The sequence below is a fragment of the Glaciecola sp. XM2 genome, assembly GCF_018595715.1.
Lineage (GTDB): Bacteria > Pseudomonadota > Gammaproteobacteria > Enterobacterales > Alteromonadaceae > Glaciecola.
Genome location: NZ_JAHEOJ010000024.1, coordinates 297,246 through 313,571 on the forward strand (window position 1 = coordinate 297,246; position 16,326 = coordinate 313,571).

The following is a 16,326-nucleotide window of genomic DNA, read 5'->3' on the forward strand; positions in this document are numbered from 1 at the left end:
TATGATTTTGTAAAAGCTGCGCCCGCTATGCGTTGCGCCACACTTAAATGCACAGGGAAATCATCTATGTCTACAGATACGACTTTTAAAGCGCTAGTGGTTCGCCAAAACGACGACAATACATTTAGTAAACAAATTGAGGAGCGCACAGTCTCACAATTACCAGAAAACGAACTGCTCATTGAAGTACATTATTCGTCATTAAACTTCAAAGATGCGATGTCGGCCAGCGGCAACAAACAAATCACTAGAGAGTTTCCCCACACCCCAGGTATTGACGCCGCCGGCGTTGTAGTCAGTGATGCATCAGGCACCTTTGAGGCTGGCCAACAAATACTGGTCTTTGGCTATGATTTGGGCATGAACACCGATGGTGGATTGGGCCAAATGATCTCTATCCCAGCAAACTGGGCGGTCGCTTGCCCAAACACACTGACGTTAAAAGAAGCCATGATATATGGCACTGGCGGACTGACCGCTGCGTTGTGTATTCAAAAACTCGAAAAACTCGGTGCAAAACCCAGTGATGGGCCTGTTGCCGTAAGCGGCGCAACCGGCGGCGTAGGTAGTATCAGTGTGGCATTGTTACATCAACTTGGATATGAAGTGGTCGCATTTTCAGGCAAGCCAGAGAAGGGTGATTACCTAAAAACCTTAGGCGCATCGCAGGTGTTACATCGTGATGAAATCAACAAAGTCCAAGAGCGTCCAGTGGGTCGTGAGCTATGGGCTAATGCCATTGATACCTTAGGCGGAGACTACCTCGCCAACCTGCTCAAGCAAGTGAAGTCTGGTGGCGCTGTGGCGGCATGCGGCTTAGCCTCTTCTCCTATGTTTTCGATGACGGTTATCCCCTTTATTACCCGCGGCGTGTCGTTATTGGGTATTGATTCTGTGTTTATTCCTCTTGAAGATAAACAAGCGATTTGGCAACGCGTTGCTAGTGATATGAAACTCGATAATCTTGAGAGCTATTGCGAAGAGATAACGCTTGAACAAACCCCTGAATACCTAGACCGCTTTTTTAAAGGGGCAGTAGTCGGGCGCTATGTAGTCAGTTTACGCTAAACGATTGCATGGCCAAAATACCTTGGCGCAACGGCGCCAAGTGTCACAATCAGATAATTTTCATCCTAAACACACTTAGGATATAGTCAACAAAACGCACAGAATCGCAGTATGATGGAGCAGTAGAATGTCTAAAGGGTCTCGAGTCAAATCACAAAAAGAAGCAAAACAACAAGCGGCTTTGCAAGCGCAAGCTCAAGAAGCCGAGCAACAGCAAAAGGCCGAAGCAGACAAACCAAAATACAGTGCCTTTACCAACCCTAAAAACATTAACTGGGTGATCCTCTCCGGTGCAATGGCCGCTATGGTGATTGTATTGATGTTTATGCCGCAGCAGCTCGGGGCCGGTATCACCTCAGTTTACAGTATTATGCTATGGACCGGATTATTTGGACTCACGCTGTTTCGCTACTTTGGTAAAAAGGGCATGACGGGATTTTTCACAGGCTCCGTGGCAGGCATGTTATTGCATATATTCGCACCTGTTCTGCAAAGCCTATAGCGCCTTGCCTACAAACGCAAAAATAGCGCTTATAAGCTGTTTGTGAACATCAGCGTCAATGCAATGTGACACAAAGAGCGAAACGGTGACCGTGGATAATGAGCAAACATCGCGATTCATAAGTACAAGTATAAACAGAAGTGCACATCGCCTAGCGTGCGCTCGCTTACCATCGGAGAAGACAATTTGACTGACCAAACCCCAGCTCAACACAATTCTGCACTGGGACTATGGATGTTCATAGGGGCATTCGTGGTCGGTTTTGCGTTGTTGGTTATGTATTTCTCTGGCATGCTCGACCGTCAATACAATCCCAATCAGGCACCCTCTTCGGTAGTTACCGCATCGGGCGTAGAAGTGCGGTTGAAGCAAAATACTATGGGCCACTATGTATTAAACGGTGAGATCAATGGAAATACCGTCACGTTTTTACTCGATACCGGCGCTACCAACGTGTCGATTGGCGCGCATCTGGCGCAGCAACTAGGACTACAACCGGGTCGTCGATATCTAGCGCAGACAGCCAATGGCACGGTCAGCGTTGCGCAAACCAATATTCGCGAACTAAAAATTGGTGAGATTACCTTGCAAAACGTAGACGCTAATTTAAATCCAGGCATGCGATCAGACAAAATTCTCTTAGGCATGAGCGCTCTGAAACAACTTGAGTGGGCGCAGCGTGGAGACGAACTTACACTGCGCACCTTATAGAAGGGTTAATAAAAGCCGATCACATCGGCTTAACCACAACTCCCGCATGATCAGACAAACGCGTTATCAACGCATCTCCCATTGCAGATGCCGGCGTCCAAAACCCACCGGCTAAATCATCAGTATCTTTGGCTAAACAAAGTGCTGCTTGAGACAGCATTTTTGCTGTACTGCCGTATCCTGGGTCTTTATCACCTGTGACCTGAACCACTTGTGTTTGACCATCCGATAAGGTGGCATAAAAGCGCATATCAAACATGCCTTTTTCTTGCGCTTCAGGTGACGGGCCTTCTCCGGGTTTTGGCAATACATATTTGGCGAGTAAGTTACGCACCGGGCCAATACTGGCAGCGGCAACAAAGGCGCCAAGCCCTAAGGTTGCCATCCATGCCGCGGAGCCTTTTTTCGCAGACATCGCTTCATCGTATCTAAATTCTTTACCATAAAGGCCATTGAGCAAAGCATTTGAACGGTGCACGATGCGTTCATTTATTGCGGCCATTACAAATGGCATCGTCCAGATCCCAAGCGCCTCATCAAACTCTGCTTTTTTGTGGTTTTTTTGTCGAAGCGAGAAGGGATGATCGCTTCCACACAGCACGTATGGGTTCACCAATAGTTTTTTCAAACTTGGGTTTTCACCGGCTTCTTTTAGCACGTTTAGTAAACTCGCTACGGTTCCTCCTGAGGCCGCACCTTTAAGTTTGTAAACACGCATTTTGATTTGAGAGGCTGGGTTGCCGGTTTTCTCAATTGCCATGCGCTGAGACATATACACCCCTAAATCGGACGGAATAGAATCAAACCCAGCGCAATTGACGATGCGCGCGCCTGATGCTTTCGCTTGCTCTTCGTACTTATCGAGCATAGCTCGTATCCACTGAGGCTCACCGGTAAGATCGCAATAATCGGTGCCTGTTTGCACGCATGCTCTGACTAATGTCTCGCCGTACAGCGCATATGGACCCACCGTCGAGATGATCACATTGGCCTTCTTGCACAGCTGCGTGAGCGCCGCTTCGTCGCTAGCATCTGCCACAAAATGCTCAAGCTCGGTCAACCCATGCTCTTGTTTTAATGCTTTAAGCTTGCCTTCGTCGCGCCCAGCAATCGCCCAAGTAAATTCCTCTTGTGAGAATTGCTTTAAATACGCCACCATAATCTGGCCCACAAATGAGGTGGCGCCATACAGCATTAGGTCAAACTCTTTCTTTTCCTTTCGCATAAGTTTCTTCTTATTATTTTAAGGTAGATGGATAATCGGCTAGCATAACGAGTCACACGTGATTATCAAGTCGCGTCCTCGCCTTTTATTGGCTCATCATTTAACGCTTTAAGCTGCTCTTTTAGCGCTGTTAGCTTGGCTTGTAAGGATTCTTTTTGTTCCCCTGAGGCTTCTTTAAGTGATGTTTCACATGTAGCGATATTCGCTTGTAGCTCAGCTATTGATTGCTCTCGACGTTCCGCTTCTTCAGCTTTATCAAATACGACATTTTCGGCAATGGTGTCACTAGTGCTCGCAGTTTGTTTAGGTGTGTAATTAGGTATTACCTTACTTTCGTCTGGCATTTTACGCTGATTCATAATGCTCGGAGACATCACCTCTACGCCCTGTCCATGCAGTGCGTCGAGGACTTCTCTACGTAAATTTGAGCGAGCGCTGAGTAGACTTTTCACATCTGCGAGCATCCCGCTCACTTTATAGGTAATCGCAAAATTGCCAAGCTCGAGTACTTGAACAAATGGGTCGGTGAGCTTGGCATTTTGCGCCGCTTGCAGCAGCAGTGTTTCTACCTCGCTGTGATGAACGTCATAGCCCAGAGAAAGGGTGGTATACACAATGCATCCTGAGCTGCGCGTAACGGAAATAGGATGGCTCACCAAATAAGTATTAGGCAACGCCACCAGCTCTCGATTTTCGGTTTGAAGCTCCGTATCGAGCAAACCTCTTTGCACAACACGACCAAACAAATCGCCCACTTGAATAAAATCACCGGTTCTAAATGGATGTGTGACCCGCAACATCGTTCCCGCCATGATGTTTGAAAAAATAGTGCTCGACGAAAAGGCAAAGATACCCGAAATCAACAGACCAATAAGCGCAATAACTTGATTACGCGAACTGTCGCTTACCGGCAGTGCCAAGGCGATTGCCACCACGCCAACCAGGGTTAGCACCAGCATCGTTAGCTGTCGTGAGAACAAACGTTCATTGCCCGCATCTTTGTGCCGCTTAATTAACAATACGTGTGCCAACCATAAAACGCCGCCCACAATACATATGGTGATCGCCATGGGGACAAACAAGCTCATGGTGTCAGTGATGTTTTGCCAAATCGTCATACGTCAATTCCTCTGGTAAGCGCTATTCATACCGATGCGGTTATACCCTAGTTGCTTGCAGGGCGTTTATCAAATCACGTGTTTGTAGAGCAAAGCGCCGTGTTTAAAGCGCTCGCTTTTTTAATGCCGAATAATATGGCATCACTTCATCTACAACGCTTTGCTGAGATGCATTTAACACGATGTCTGGTGATGTTACTGCTGCAAATCCCGTCGATGCTTCAACACTATGATACCAATGTGACGCCCATACACCGTCACTTGTGCGCTTGCCCGCAGGCCAGTTCAGCATCTTCTCATCAAAAGCTATGTTTAAGCGAGCGCATACTTGAGATAAATAATGCACGGGATCACGCAACACATCGGCCGCATCAATGATGGGAATATCGCTTATCCTTGTGATAGATGAAATGGCCTCATAAAGCTCAAATTGACGGACAATACCAATATCATCTACCGAGCACTCACCACGGCTGTTGGTATATGAGTTGACCACATAAACGGGATCGCGAATTAAAAAGCAGTGCAACAACGACTTGGTCCATGACAAATCACACCCCGCTAACATGTGATGTGTCATATGCTTTTGGTATAACAATGGCGTTTGGCATGCACCATTGACCATGTCATGTGCGACCGCTTCATAACTTGAGGGCTGAGAGGCAAGGATCTCATCAAACATGGGATGTGGATGTTGAGTTTGCGCCAAGTAGAAGGCATAAAATGGCTCATCAATCACACTGCAGTCTGCGCGGTTTTCCCAACTTCTCATCATGGCGGTTGAAATGTTTCGTGGCCCCGACCACATGCAAATGCGTTTAACCATGGTCGCGCTCTATTCGCTGAATATAATAAGCCTCTAAGGTTTTGGTCAGTGTTTGTGAGCCGCTGCCGATCATTCTGCCGTCCACCTCTTTTACCGGGGTAAGGCCGGCAAAGGTGCCCGTGATAAAGGCTTCGTCAGCGCCATATACATCCGAAAGTGTGAAGTTTTTTTCAAATACCGGTATGCCATGCTCTTTACAGACATTGATCACATTGCGCCGCGTGATCCCGTCTAGGCAGAAATCCCCACTCGAGGTCCATACTTCGTTGTCTCTAACAATGAAAAAGTGCGTTGAGTTGCACGTCGCAACAAAACCATGTGGGTCGAGCATTAACGCTTCATCAGCCTGCGCTTTTGCCGCTTGAATACAGGCAAATATACAGTTTAACTTTGAGTGCGTATTGAGCTTGGGATCTTGCACATCTGGGTATCCACGGCGCACATGTGTAGTAAATAACCGCACACCATCGCCCTTAGCCAACCCTAGCGCTTTTTTATGTTCGGCAATAATCACAATGGTGGCACTTGATATGGTTACTCTCGGGTCTTGATAGGGCGTTGCCTTAATACCGCGGGTTACCATCAAACGAATATGCACACCGTCATGCATATCATTAGCTTTGCAGGTGTCGTAAATGCGCTGTACCAACTGCTCCTGACTCAAGCCTATATCCATATCAAGGGCTTTAGCACCATCGTATAAGCGCTTCATGTGCATGTCGATAAAGGCTAGCTTACCCTGATGTAAGCGTATGCCTTCCCATACTCCGTCACCGAGAATAAAACCGCTATCGAATACCGATATTTTTGCCTCTTCTCTGGCGAACAACTCTCCATTGATATTAATCACAATACTCTGATTTCTGGGGTCATCCTGATACTGATGTGTGCCTTTTGCCATTGTTGCAGCCATTTACCTCATATCACCGTGCTATGACATTAGCATAAAATATTCACAAAACACCATGGCCATGATGAAGCCCTCATTACGTAAGGCTAAGGTCTTTGCAAACGCGTGATCAAATCCACTAAAAACAATATTTTAACATTGCTCAGCTGTCGATAATCAAAATACGGACATACAATCAGCGAATGCTGTTCGCTGATGGCAAATTCATGATTAAGCCAAGCTAAATCATTGGGTAAATCTAAGGTGTTGGCATAACCTTTACCCATAACCAGGTGAAGCGCGTTAAGCGCTTCCAAATTAGGCGGCACAAAGCAAAGAGCCGTTTTACTGTTTGCTTGTAACAAAGAGTCATCTCGATACGATTGCCAACTGCTTGGCTGATGCCGTGAGTTACCTAATGGCGACAAAAGTGAGGGCGCTGCCAACGCATACACAAGCTTTGCATACACATTAAACACCTTTCGCCAGCCATTACCGCATTGCTTTGCGCAAGCATCAATCTCACCTGTTCTGAGCTCACAATAGGGCTGTGCATGATGAGCAAACATATAATCTGGGCGATTGCCTATATAGACCTTAAAGGTTGCATGCTCATCGCCAAGCGCATGAGGCGTTAAGGCGTGCTGTATAGATGATGTTACTCTCGCCAATATTTTACTCTGTGTATAGAAGACTGTGTATAGAAGACTGTGTACAGATGCTATGATACTCATAATCAAGGCAGCGTATAAAGAAGTGTTTCCCAATGTCAGGTAAGTCGACCATATGAGCGATAAAAAATTCAGCAAAGTACCCGCTTCACGGCTCTCTCGCGCCGGACATTTAGGGGGGTTAACCGCCTCGCTGGTCACAAAAAGCTTACTCAAAGGCGCTGGACAATTACTGAGCGCTAAAAAGCCCACGATGCAAAGCACGGTATTTACGAGCGATAATGCGAGCTCCATCGCCAGTCAATTGAGCAAAATGCGCGGCGCGGCGATGAAAGTAGGACAAATGCTATCGATGGATGCAGGGGAGTTTTTACCCCCGCAGTGGGAGCCAATCTTGGCTTCTTTGCGAGCCGGCGCCGATGCTATGCCCAAAGCTCAATTGCTAGAGTCTCTTAAACATTCATGGGGCGCTGATTGGCCAGAATATTTCGAATATTTTAGCTTTGATCCCATTGCCGCAGCCTCTATTGGTCAGGTCCATAAAGCCCGATTAAAAACGGGCGAGACATTGGCGGTTAAAGTGCAGTACCCTGGCGTTGCCCAAAGTATTGATAGCGATATCAACAACGTTGGCAGACTGATCAAACTTAGCGCCTTGCTGCCCAACGATTTCGATATTGAGCACATCTTACAACAGGCCAAACAACAGCTTAAAAATGAGGCTAACTATCTCAAAGAGGCGGCGTTTATTAGCGCATACCAAGAGCATCTACAAAACGATGCATCCTTTGTAATCCCAGCGGTATATGCGCCCTTAAGTAGCGAAACCATCTTGTGCATGGAATATATCGACGGCGAGCCACTCGAGGCGCTCTTATCGCAGCCACAAGAGGAACGCAACGAAGTGATGAACACCTTGTTTCGTTTATTGCTCAGTGAATTGTTTGAATATTCGTTTATGCAAAGCGATCCGAACTTTGCCAATTACTTGTATCTTCCTAAGACAAAACAAATTGCACTGCTAGATTTTGGCGCTTGCCAGCACATATCATCAACCAACCGAAACCAGTATAAGGCAATGGCAACAGCGATGATGAAGTCTGACATTGAAGGCATGAAAACCGCGCTACTCGAACTACAGCTCTTGCATAAAAACATGCCCAGCGAAGTGACTCAAGCCATTTTAGATGGATGCCTAATAGCTAGCGAGTGCTTACATACTAAAACCTATAATTTTAAACAACAAGCGCTTGTCAAACGGCTATATGGAGCCACACAGGTGTTAATTAACAACAAACGAGCCGTGCAAACCCCAGAGTTTGATACCGCTTTAATTAATCGAAAGATTAGCGGGATGGTGTTACTGGCCAATAAAATGCAAAGCGATTTGTCGTTACAACACATGGTGATTGACGCGCTGGCATTACAGGCAAACACAACATAAAAGACCAAAAGAGGAGATGAACATCTTGAGTAAAATAAGCACTGTGCGCATGGTAACTTTGCTATGCGTGATGTTCCTATCGGCATGCACCAATACCGATTGGCGTACCGCTTCTAGAGAAAGTGCCGGCATTGCCCCCGACCCAGCCTTACAAACGCAGGCTGTGATTGAATTTTATGCCGCCGACGCCTTTAGCTGGCGCGGGTGGTTTGCAGTACACACATGGGTGGCAATAAAAGAGCAAGACGCAGTCGAATATACGGTATATGAGGTAGTGGGTTGGCAAGTCGACAGAGGATTACCGGCGCTTAGAGAGTATACTACCACGACACCAGATAGGTATTGGTATGGCGCCAAGCCTGAGAAGTTTCTATCAATGCAAGGCCCAAAAGCGCAAGCGTTAATTCCGCAGATTAAAGCAGCGGTGTCTCGCTATCCGTGGGCAAATGAATATACGCTGGTTCCTGGGCCTAACAGCAATACATTTCCGGCATGGCTAGGGCTTCAAGTACCAGAGCTAGAGCTTAAGATGCCATTTCGCGCCATAGGCAGTGGCTTTGCAGACAATGCATCCAGTTAGTAGGGTTGCTGCATCGAGAACGGCATAGACATTGAAGGCTCTGCCTTGTTCGGATTGCCAATCATTTCGTCATAGGGAGAGTCGTGTACCATCACCGCTTGGTCAACTTCACAATGCTCAAAGGTGTCTCTGACCTGTTGGGAATTGTGAAAACGCATTGGCCTGTCTTTATCATCAAACACAAACCCCTCACCGTCTGACGTATAAAGCTTTACCAAATACACATTCATTTCAAACGACTGCACCTCTAGTTTAGTGATGTGCATCGGCGTTTTGGCGATCGATTTTATGTAAAATTTATGCATGTGAACCCTCACTCATCTATCAAATGCTTACGCGGTAAAAATGATTCGGTTCATTACATGATGAGCACGAGACATAACAGCATAGAAAAAGTGATGTAAAAACAAAGGAATTATTTGAAATATTTAGGGTCAACACCATATCAATATCATCGTTAGATGATACAGTAATAGCAACCCATTCGGAGATGAATATGAGCGAAGAAAAAAGCCAAGTACAACAAATGAAACCCTACTTAATTGCGGCGGGTGCATTGATTGTGGTGTTGGTGGTTGTGTTGCTATGGCCTAGCGCAGATGAGCAAGACGCTGTTGTCGTTGAGCCGATACCTGCACCTGTGGTTGCACCCGTTGAAGAGCTTGTTGAAGAGCCTACGCCTGAGCCTCAGGTATTTGAGCCCCCACAACGCCCGACTTCAGTGGTAATTGGTGAAGAAGAAGCGCCACCTGAAACCTTAGAGCCAGTGGTAGAAGAAGTTGTTGAAGAACCACTTGATGTAAGCGATGTTGCGGTCAAGTCTGCCCTCGTTGGCGCCATTCGCTCACCACAAATTAGCCGCCTACTTGTTAGTGAAGGCCTACTGCAAAAGTTTGTGATTAATGTTAATAACCTTGCAAACGAAGAGATTACGCTAAAAGACAACTTGCTTGTTGCCCCAAGCGGCGGGTTCAACGTTTACAACCAAGCAGATCGTATCTGGATCGACCGCAGCAGCTTTCAACGATATAACCCCTATGTAGACGCGCTAGAAACGGTCGATACTGATGAACTGCTCGCCGTCTATGAAAGTTACAAACCAATGCTTGTCGAAAAATTTGCAGAGATCGCACGTCCAGGTGATGAGCTAGACGAAACCATGATAAGAGCCATTGACGAGTTGCTTGATACTCCATTGGTTCCTGTGCCTATCGAAGTTTACTCCGATAGCGTGATGTATAAGTTTGCAGACCCACGGGTTGAAGCCTTGTCGGAGCCTCAAAAACAGATGATACGCATGGGGCCGGATAATATGAGACGCTTAAAAGATGTCTTACGTGATGTCAAAGAGGCCCTAGAAGCGAAGCAGTAATGGATATCAGCGCATTACAAAGCCAACTATCTGAAGCTGGCGCAGATAAAACCCCTCCGGTGGATAAATGGGATCCGCCATTTTGTGGAGACATGAATCTCGTTATCAAGCGAAGTGGGCAGTGGTGGCATGAAGGCACGCCCTTTACCAGAGCCGCGCTGATTAAGCTCTTCGCCAGCGTCATCAAAAAAGAACAAGAGGATTACTTTCTGGTGACGCCGGTAGAAAAAATCGGCATCCAAGTGGAAGATGTGCCCTTTGTGGTGATTGACGATAGCGTGGTCGATGAGGGTATTTACGTCACCACGCAGTGCGGTGATAAAGTGCTGATAAGCGAAGCGCACCCAATCGAACTCAGAAAATTTGAAGGTAGCTTAGTACCATACTGCCTTATTCGTCGTAACTTATGGGCGCGTATTCATCAAAATGTACTGTATCGCTGGGCCGACCGTGCAAGCCCGGTTAAGTCTGGTGACAAACACAAACTCTTGTTGAGCAGCAAAGAATATACGTTCTCAATAGGCGAGTATTAAACCACTTTTGGGCGCACTCACCGTTTTTAATAAGTCTTATCTAGCAGCGTTAAATGTCTCGCCCAATCCACTGATGAGGCGGATATTACTTTCTAGCTTTTCTGCATTTTTTTGCATGTCTTGAGCCACCATGGTCGTATCGTCAGCTACTTGTGCAATTGACTCAACGCTACTTTGCACCGAGTGGCACTTGCTATCTTGCGCATTGCTCGCCGAGACTATTTCGTCTAACAGCTTCGCGATATCATCAATCATGACATATATGTTGGCAATAGCATCGGCAGAAGTATTGGCCTGCTGTGCACTTTGCACCGCCGTATCGCGCGAATAATGCATTTGCTCTACCCACTGCTTGAGCGTATCTCTCATCATGTTGGTACTTTTTATCGTTTTCGCCGCCGACTCTTGCGTGCGTGTAGAAAGTGCCCTGACTTCATCCGCAACCACTGAGAATCCTCGGCCACTCTCGCCTGCACGTGCCGCTTCAATAGCAGCGTTAAGCGCGAGTAAATTCGTTTGATCTGCTATGGATTCAATTTCACCAATGGTTTGCGCAACCGCTTCAGACGCCTGCATCAGCGAGTCGGCGGTTGTTGCTGCTTTGCCCACCACATCTGAAAGCTGTGACACACTATCGCGACCTTGCAAAATGAGCTGTTTTGCCTCGGCGCATTGTGCATTAGTCTCATCGACACTGTTACTTGTTGTGTTGGTGTTTTCTAGCATGAGTTGGCTGCTCGCCTGCATCTCATGAATGGCCTGCACAATGGCTTGCATCTCATGTTGTAGTTTGGCAATCCCCGCATTGGTTTTTGCAGCAGCGTTTAGGGTATGTTCGGCAATCCCTTCAATCCCTTGCGATAAATCTTGGGTGCGACCAATGATGGTGCGCTGCATAGCTTTTTGCATACCCAGATGAAAATGAATCACGCTACTGGTGCCTCGGCCGTTCATCACCAAGCGGCTGACACTGTCATATTCTTCGCGAAGCCCAGTGGCCAAGCGCGGCGTATCGATTAAATCTGAACGAAACAAAAAAGCGACAAATGCCAGCATAGATATAACCGCCAACGAGGCGATGTAGCTGACAAACAAGGCACAAAGCACAACAAGCAGCGCACATACGCCGAGTGTCGCCATGGTTTTTTGTGAATGACTAAGTCCTTCTGACTTTGGCGCTTTACCAGCGTTAATGGATGCATACAAACGTTGCGCTCGCTCAATATGTTCAGGCTTGGGTTTTACCCTGACCGATTGATAGCCAACCAAGTTTTGCTCGTCGTATATGGGGGTGACAAAGGCATCCACCCAATAATAACTGCCGTCTTTACAACGGTTTTTGACAATTCCTTGCCATGGGTCGCCCTTTTTTAGGTGGTCCCACATATCTTTAAATGCCGCTGCGGGCATATCGGGGTGTCTTACAATATTGTGAGAATGGCCAACAAGTTCGTGTTCACTAAACCCAGCAATTTCACAAAATGTTTCATTTGCATAGGTGATCACACCACGTTTGTCTGTGGTCGATACAAGCTCGTGGGCGTCGCTTAAAAGGACTTCTTTATCATTTACGGCGGCTTTTCTTGACATAATAATCCGAGTTTATTTGTTCTACATGTATGCTCTACCTTAAGATATCGACCTCAAAACTTTGACCTAAAGCAGAGTTTGTCTTAGTCTGTATTACACTTTTGTCTCAAGGACGTGAAGATGAACAACACACTTCCACCATATAAACTATTTATTACTCTTTTTATCTCTTTATTTTTTAGCCAAGCCGCTCTCAGCGCAACCTACATCTACGCAAGTAAAGTCATCACCGCAGAAGACGCTAAAGTCTTAAGTGATAAGACGGTTGTGGTTGATGCAGGTGTTATTACCCAGATTCTCGACGGCAAAATACAAGGTGACGCTGACGATACCTTTGTAGATTTAACCGACCATACCCTCATGCCTGGCTTTATGGATATGCACACACATATCACCTTTCAAAATGAAGGGACGGCGGGTTATTTAAAGCGCTTTAGTAATAACGAAGCCGATTATGCCCTTGCTGGTGTGCGCTATGCTCATCGTACCCTGATGGCAGGCTTTACCACCGTGCGCAATCTAGGCGATAACTTCAATGAATCTGTTGCACTTCGAAATGCCATAAACAGCGGAGTAGTCGTTGGGCCGCGCATTTACACCTCGGCTAAGTCAATTGCCACCACCGGCGGACATGCCGATCCAACCAACGGCATGCGCCAAGATTTGATGGGAAGCCCAACGCCAGCAGATGGTGTAATTAACGGCATTGCACAAGCCAGACAAGCGGTTCGTCAACGCTACAAAGATGGCGCCGATCTTATCAAAATCACCGCAACAGGCGGGGTATTATCGGTCGCAAAAAATGGCCAAAACCCACAGTTTATGACCGACGAAGTTGAAGCCATTGTGCAAACAGCCAAAGACTATGAAATGACCGTTGCGGTGCATGCGCATGGCAAAGAGGGTATGAAGCGCGCCATTTTAGCCGGTGTAGATTCTATTGAGCACGGCACGTATATGGACGATGAAATCTTCAAGTTAATGCGCAAGCACAATGTTTATTATGTACCTACGATTTCTGCCGGTAACTTTGTTGCCGAAAAAGCCAAGATTGACGGCTTCTTCCCTGCCATCGTGAGACCCAAAGCGGCCTCCATTGGTCCACTTATCCAGGGCACATTTGCAAAAGCCTACGAGAATGGCGTAATGATTGCGTTTGGTACCGACTCAGGCGTATCACCTCATGGGGAAAATGCCCGAGAGTTTGAGTTTATGGTAAGTGCTGGCATGTCTGAAATGGATGCAATACGCTCAGCCACGTACAACACCGCTAAGCTACTTAAAGTACAAGATACTCTTGGTACTATCACGGTAAACAAGCTTGCTGACATGGTAGCGGTAAAAGGTGACCCACTCGAAGACATCACCATCTTGCAAGATATGCATTTTGTGATGAAGAACGGACAAATATACAAGCAATAAAGGTCGGCAAAACACTTTCGAGAATACCGCCTTATTAGGCGGTATTTTTATATCTTAAAGGCCACGTAGTTGAGCAAAACAAAGAAAGTCCAAGCGTTTTTTAACAAGATGATTCATTCTAAACATATGCTCACGAGCATATGCTTTGCCTCTTTCTTAGAATCAACCGTTGTGCCCATTCCACTGGAAACGGCGCTCATTCCGCTTATGCAAGCGCGCAGAGAAAAGCTGTGGATGATTGCAACGGTTACCACCATCGGCTGTCTAATTGGGGCAGTGATAGGCTATGTCGTGGGGTTGTATCTATTTGACTGGTTGCGTGAACCCATCATGCAATACATTACCAATGAGCAACAGTTTGCACAGTTTCAAACACAAATTGAAGCGCACGGCTTTTGGTTTATATTCAGCACCGGCGTGACACCTATTCCATTACAAGTGGCTATGTTACTCGCGGGCCTCACAGATTATTCCTTTGCTCTTTATATGCTTGCGGTAGCATCGAGCCGCTGCGTTCGTTATTTTGGGATTGCGATACTTGTTTATTATTTTGGCAACAAAGCCGAAGAGGTGATTAGGCGTCATAAATACAAAGCGTTGATTGGCATTTCAATCATTCTTGTGGCCATTGTGCTAAGCCAGATATGGTTGGCATGATGCGTTAACAAGACGCTAGGTTAGCTGTTAATGCCTTTTTGGATAAGATATCGATAAGGCGCTTCGTCCACCTGCTGCTTAAGCAAGGTATGCTCCATAAACCGACAAAAGCTGGGCACGTCGCGAGTGGTGGAATGATCATCGGCGATGATGCATAAAGTCTCACCGTCTTGCATCTTACGCACCTGCAAACGCACCATCATCACCGGCTCAGGACAACGCAGTCCTAAAGCATCTAACTGGTAGTCTGCGTTGTCAAAGGGGTCATTCATTGGCTGATTCATGTTATGCACTAAATACCGTATTGTTCACGATATCGGTTGATTGAGGCAATAGCAGGTGCGCTGTCTTGATGAGTGCTTAAATACTCCACTACATCTGCTAACGTCACAATCGAAAACACCTTGGTGGAATAGTCTCGCTCGACTTCTTGGATAGCCGAAAGCTCACCGGTGCCTTTTTCTTGTCGGTCCAAAGCAATGAGCACGCCCGCTAAATTTGCGTTCTCTTTTTGAATGATTTCCATCGATTCGCGAATAGCAGTGCCAGCGGTGATCACATCATCTACCAACATCACATCACCCTGTAATGGGCTACCCACCAAACTGCCACCTTCACCATGGGTTTTAGCCTCTTTGCGATTAAAGCAATAAGGCACGTCTTCACCGAAGGAATTAGACAGCGCAATCGCGGTGGCGGCAGCGATGGTAATGCCTTTGTAGGCAGGCCCAAAAAGCACATCGTATTCCACGCCTTCAGCCTGTAACGCCGAGGCGTAAAAACGCCCTAGCTTGGCTAAATCACGACCGGTATTAAACAGCCCCGCATTAAAAAAGTACGGGCTCGTTCTACCTGATTTCAGCGTAAACTCACCAAATCTCAATACCTTACGCTCAATCGCAAAGGCCACAAATTCTCGTTTATAGTCTTGCATACTCTGTCACTCTTAATCGATATTAACGCTTAACTTAATGCGGTTTTTTGGATATCAAACAATTCTTTTATGCCAATACGTGCAAGCTCGAGCATTTCGTTCATCTCTTCAAAACTAAAGGCATCGCCTTCGGCTGTGCCCTGCACTTCAATTAATTTGCCCGTTTCAGTCATTACCACATTCATATCGGTTTCTGCGTCGGAGTCTTCTAGGTACTCCAAATCTGCGATAGGCGTACCTTTGTATATACCTACCGAAATGGCGCCAATCATGTGCCTAAGCGGGTTGTTTTTCAAAATGCCTTTGGTGCGCATCCAAGAAAGTGCATCCACCAAGGCAACGCAAGCGCCAGTAATCGCTGCGGTGCGCGTGCCGCCATCGGCTTGAATGACATCACAATCTACTGTGATGGTGTTTTCGCCTAACATTTTTAAGTCTACCGCGGCCCGTAATGCTCGGGCAATCAGTCGTTGAATTTCTAAAGTACGACCGCCTTGCTTGCCGCGCGCGGCTTCTCTATCTGAGCGCGTGTGCGTAGCTCTTGGCAACATGCTGTATTCGGCCGTGATCCAACCTTTACCTTGACCTTTCATAAAGCGCGGCACGCCTTCTTGCACGCTGGCGTTACACAATACTTTGGTGTTTCCAAACTCAATTAATACCGAGCCTTCAGCATGACAGGTAAACGAACGGGTGATAGTTACAGGGCGAATTTGACTAGCGGTACGATTGCTTGGGCGCATGAATGAAAGCTCCTTGATGCTCGATGCATGGGGTAAAAGCG

General features: G+C 46.7%; 19 protein-coding genes. 9 read left to right on the plus strand and 10 right to left on the minus strand.

Going from position 1 to position 16,326, the window contains the following annotated elements; translation table 11 throughout:
• The first annotated feature begins 66 nt into the window (after positions 1 to 66).
• The 3 genes from KJ365_RS11415 (at position 67) to KJ365_RS11425 (ending at position 2,281) form a co-directional block, all read left to right on the plus strand.
• Positions 67 to 1,068 carry an oxidoreductase gene (locus KJ365_RS11415; RefSeq protein ID WP_214451776.1) on the plus strand — a complete coding sequence of 334 codons (1,002 nt, stop codon included), beginning with the start codon at positions 67 to 69 and terminating at the stop codon, positions 1,066 to 1,068.
• A gap of 127 nt (positions 1,069 to 1,195) precedes the next feature.
• Positions 1,196 to 1,570, plus strand: coding sequence for a hypothetical protein (locus tag KJ365_RS16825; RefSeq protein ID WP_250884172.1), 375 nt, complete (start codon positions 1,196 to 1,198; stop codon positions 1,568 to 1,570).
• Between the two features lie 234 nt (positions 1,571 to 1,804).
• Positions 1,805 to 2,281, plus strand: a complete 477-nt coding sequence (locus KJ365_RS11425) for a retropepsin-like aspartic protease family protein (RefSeq protein ID WP_214451907.1) — start codon at positions 1,805 to 1,807, stop codon at positions 2,279 to 2,281.
• A gap of 19 nt (positions 2,282 to 2,300) precedes the next feature.
• On the opposite strand, the gene KJ365_RS11430 is transcribed toward KJ365_RS11425, so the two are convergent.
• The 5 genes from KJ365_RS11430 to KJ365_RS11450 form a co-directional block, all read right to left on the minus strand.
• The gene (locus KJ365_RS11430) at positions 2,301 to 3,506 is read right to left on the minus strand and encodes a saccharopine dehydrogenase family protein (RefSeq protein ID WP_214451777.1); all 1,206 of its coding nucleotides are present in this window, start codon (positions 3,504 to 3,506) and stop codon (positions 2,301 to 2,303) included.
• 65 nt (positions 3,507 to 3,571) lie between these two features.
• Positions 3,572 to 4,624, minus strand: a complete 1,053-nt coding sequence (locus KJ365_RS11435) for a mechanosensitive ion channel family protein (protein WP_214451778.1) — start codon at positions 4,622 to 4,624, stop codon at positions 3,572 to 3,574.
• A 103-nt stretch (positions 4,625 to 4,727) separates the two neighbouring features.
• Entirely contained in the window at positions 4,728 to 5,450 is a 723-nt protein-coding gene (locus KJ365_RS11440) for a sulfotransferase-like domain-containing protein (protein WP_214451779.1), read from the minus strand.
• Positions 5,443 to 6,363 (minus strand): aminotransferase class IV, encoded by a 921-nt coding sequence (locus KJ365_RS11445; protein WP_250884173.1) that lies wholly within the window; start codon positions 6,361 to 6,363, stop codon positions 5,443 to 5,445. The genes KJ365_RS11440 and KJ365_RS11445 overlap by 8 nt, the downstream gene beginning before the upstream one ends.
• 83 nt (positions 6,364 to 6,446) lie before the next feature.
• Positions 6,447 to 7,010 carry a DUF6942 family protein gene (locus KJ365_RS11450; protein ID WP_250884174.1) on the minus strand — a complete coding sequence of 188 codons (564 nt, stop codon included), beginning with the start codon at positions 7,008 to 7,010 and terminating at the stop codon, positions 6,447 to 6,449.
• 115 nt (positions 7,011 to 7,125) lie between these two features.
• On the opposite strand from KJ365_RS11450, the gene KJ365_RS11455 reads away from it, so the two are divergent.
• The gene (locus KJ365_RS11455) at positions 7,126 to 8,454 is read left to right on the plus strand and encodes an ABC1 kinase family protein (RefSeq protein WP_214451780.1); all 1,329 of its coding nucleotides are present in this window, start codon (positions 7,126 to 7,128) and stop codon (positions 8,452 to 8,454) included.
• Between the two features lie 49 nt (positions 8,455 to 8,503).
• Positions 8,504 to 9,034 carry a DUF3750 domain-containing protein gene (locus KJ365_RS11460; protein WP_502793489.1) on the plus strand — a complete coding sequence of 177 codons (531 nt, stop codon included), beginning with the start codon at positions 8,504 to 8,506 and terminating at the stop codon, positions 9,032 to 9,034.
• On the opposite strand, the gene KJ365_RS11465 is transcribed toward KJ365_RS11460, so the two are convergent.
• On the minus strand, positions 9,031 to 9,339 hold the full coding sequence (locus KJ365_RS11465) for a DUF6482 family protein (RefSeq protein WP_214451782.1): 309 nt from the start codon (positions 9,337 to 9,339) through the stop codon (positions 9,031 to 9,033). The genes KJ365_RS11460 and KJ365_RS11465 overlap by 4 nt on opposite strands.
• Positions 9,340 to 9,530: 191 nt before the next feature.
• On the opposite strand from KJ365_RS11465, the gene KJ365_RS11470 reads away from it, so the two are divergent.
• Entirely contained in the window at positions 9,531 to 10,406 is an 876-nt protein-coding gene (locus tag KJ365_RS11470; RefSeq protein WP_214451783.1) for a DUF3014 domain-containing protein, read from the plus strand.
• A complete protein-coding gene (locus tag KJ365_RS11475) occupies positions 10,406 to 10,939 on the plus strand; it encodes a DUF1285 domain-containing protein (RefSeq protein ID WP_214451784.1) in 534 nt (177 codons plus the stop codon). The genes KJ365_RS11470 and KJ365_RS11475 overlap by 1 nt, the downstream gene beginning before the upstream one ends.
• A gap of 36 nt (positions 10,940 to 10,975) precedes the next feature.
• On the opposite strand, the gene KJ365_RS11480 is transcribed toward KJ365_RS11475, so the two are convergent.
• The gene (locus KJ365_RS11480; protein ID WP_214451785.1) at positions 10,976 to 12,529 is read right to left on the minus strand and encodes a methyl-accepting chemotaxis protein; all 1,554 of its coding nucleotides are present in this window, start codon (positions 12,527 to 12,529) and stop codon (positions 10,976 to 10,978) included.
• A gap of 120 nt (positions 12,530 to 12,649) precedes the next feature.
• Between KJ365_RS11480 and KJ365_RS11485 the strand changes: the two genes are divergently transcribed.
• Together KJ365_RS11485 and KJ365_RS11490 are read left to right on the plus strand one after the other, a co-directional pair.
• Complete coding sequence (locus KJ365_RS11485) at positions 12,650 to 13,951, plus strand: metal-dependent hydrolase family protein (RefSeq protein WP_214451786.1); 1,302 nt, start codon at positions 12,650 to 12,652, stop codon at positions 13,949 to 13,951.
• Between the two features lie 108 nt (positions 13,952 to 14,059).
• Positions 14,060 to 14,608, plus strand: a complete 549-nt coding sequence (locus KJ365_RS11490; protein ID WP_214451910.1) for a VTT domain-containing protein — start codon at positions 14,060 to 14,062, stop codon at positions 14,606 to 14,608.
• Between the two features lie 20 nt (positions 14,609 to 14,628).
• Here KJ365_RS11490 and tusA read toward each other — a convergent pair whose 3' ends face one another.
• The 3 genes from tusA to rph are packed head-to-tail and all read right to left on the minus strand — an operon-like array spanning position 14,629 to position 16,285.
• The gene (gene tusA, locus KJ365_RS11495) at positions 14,629 to 14,880 is read right to left on the minus strand and encodes a sulfurtransferase TusA (RefSeq protein WP_214451911.1); all 252 of its coding nucleotides are present in this window, start codon (positions 14,878 to 14,880) and stop codon (positions 14,629 to 14,631) included.
• 20 nt (positions 14,881 to 14,900) lie between these two features.
• Positions 14,901 to 15,542, minus strand: coding sequence for an orotate phosphoribosyltransferase (gene pyrE, locus KJ365_RS11500; protein ID WP_214451787.1), 642 nt, complete (start codon positions 15,540 to 15,542; stop codon positions 14,901 to 14,903).
• Between the two features lie 29 nt (positions 15,543 to 15,571).
• Positions 15,572 to 16,285, minus strand: coding sequence for a ribonuclease PH (gene rph / locus KJ365_RS11505; RefSeq protein WP_214451788.1), 714 nt, complete (start codon positions 16,283 to 16,285; stop codon positions 15,572 to 15,574).
• Positions 16,286 to 16,326: the final 41 nt, after the last annotated feature.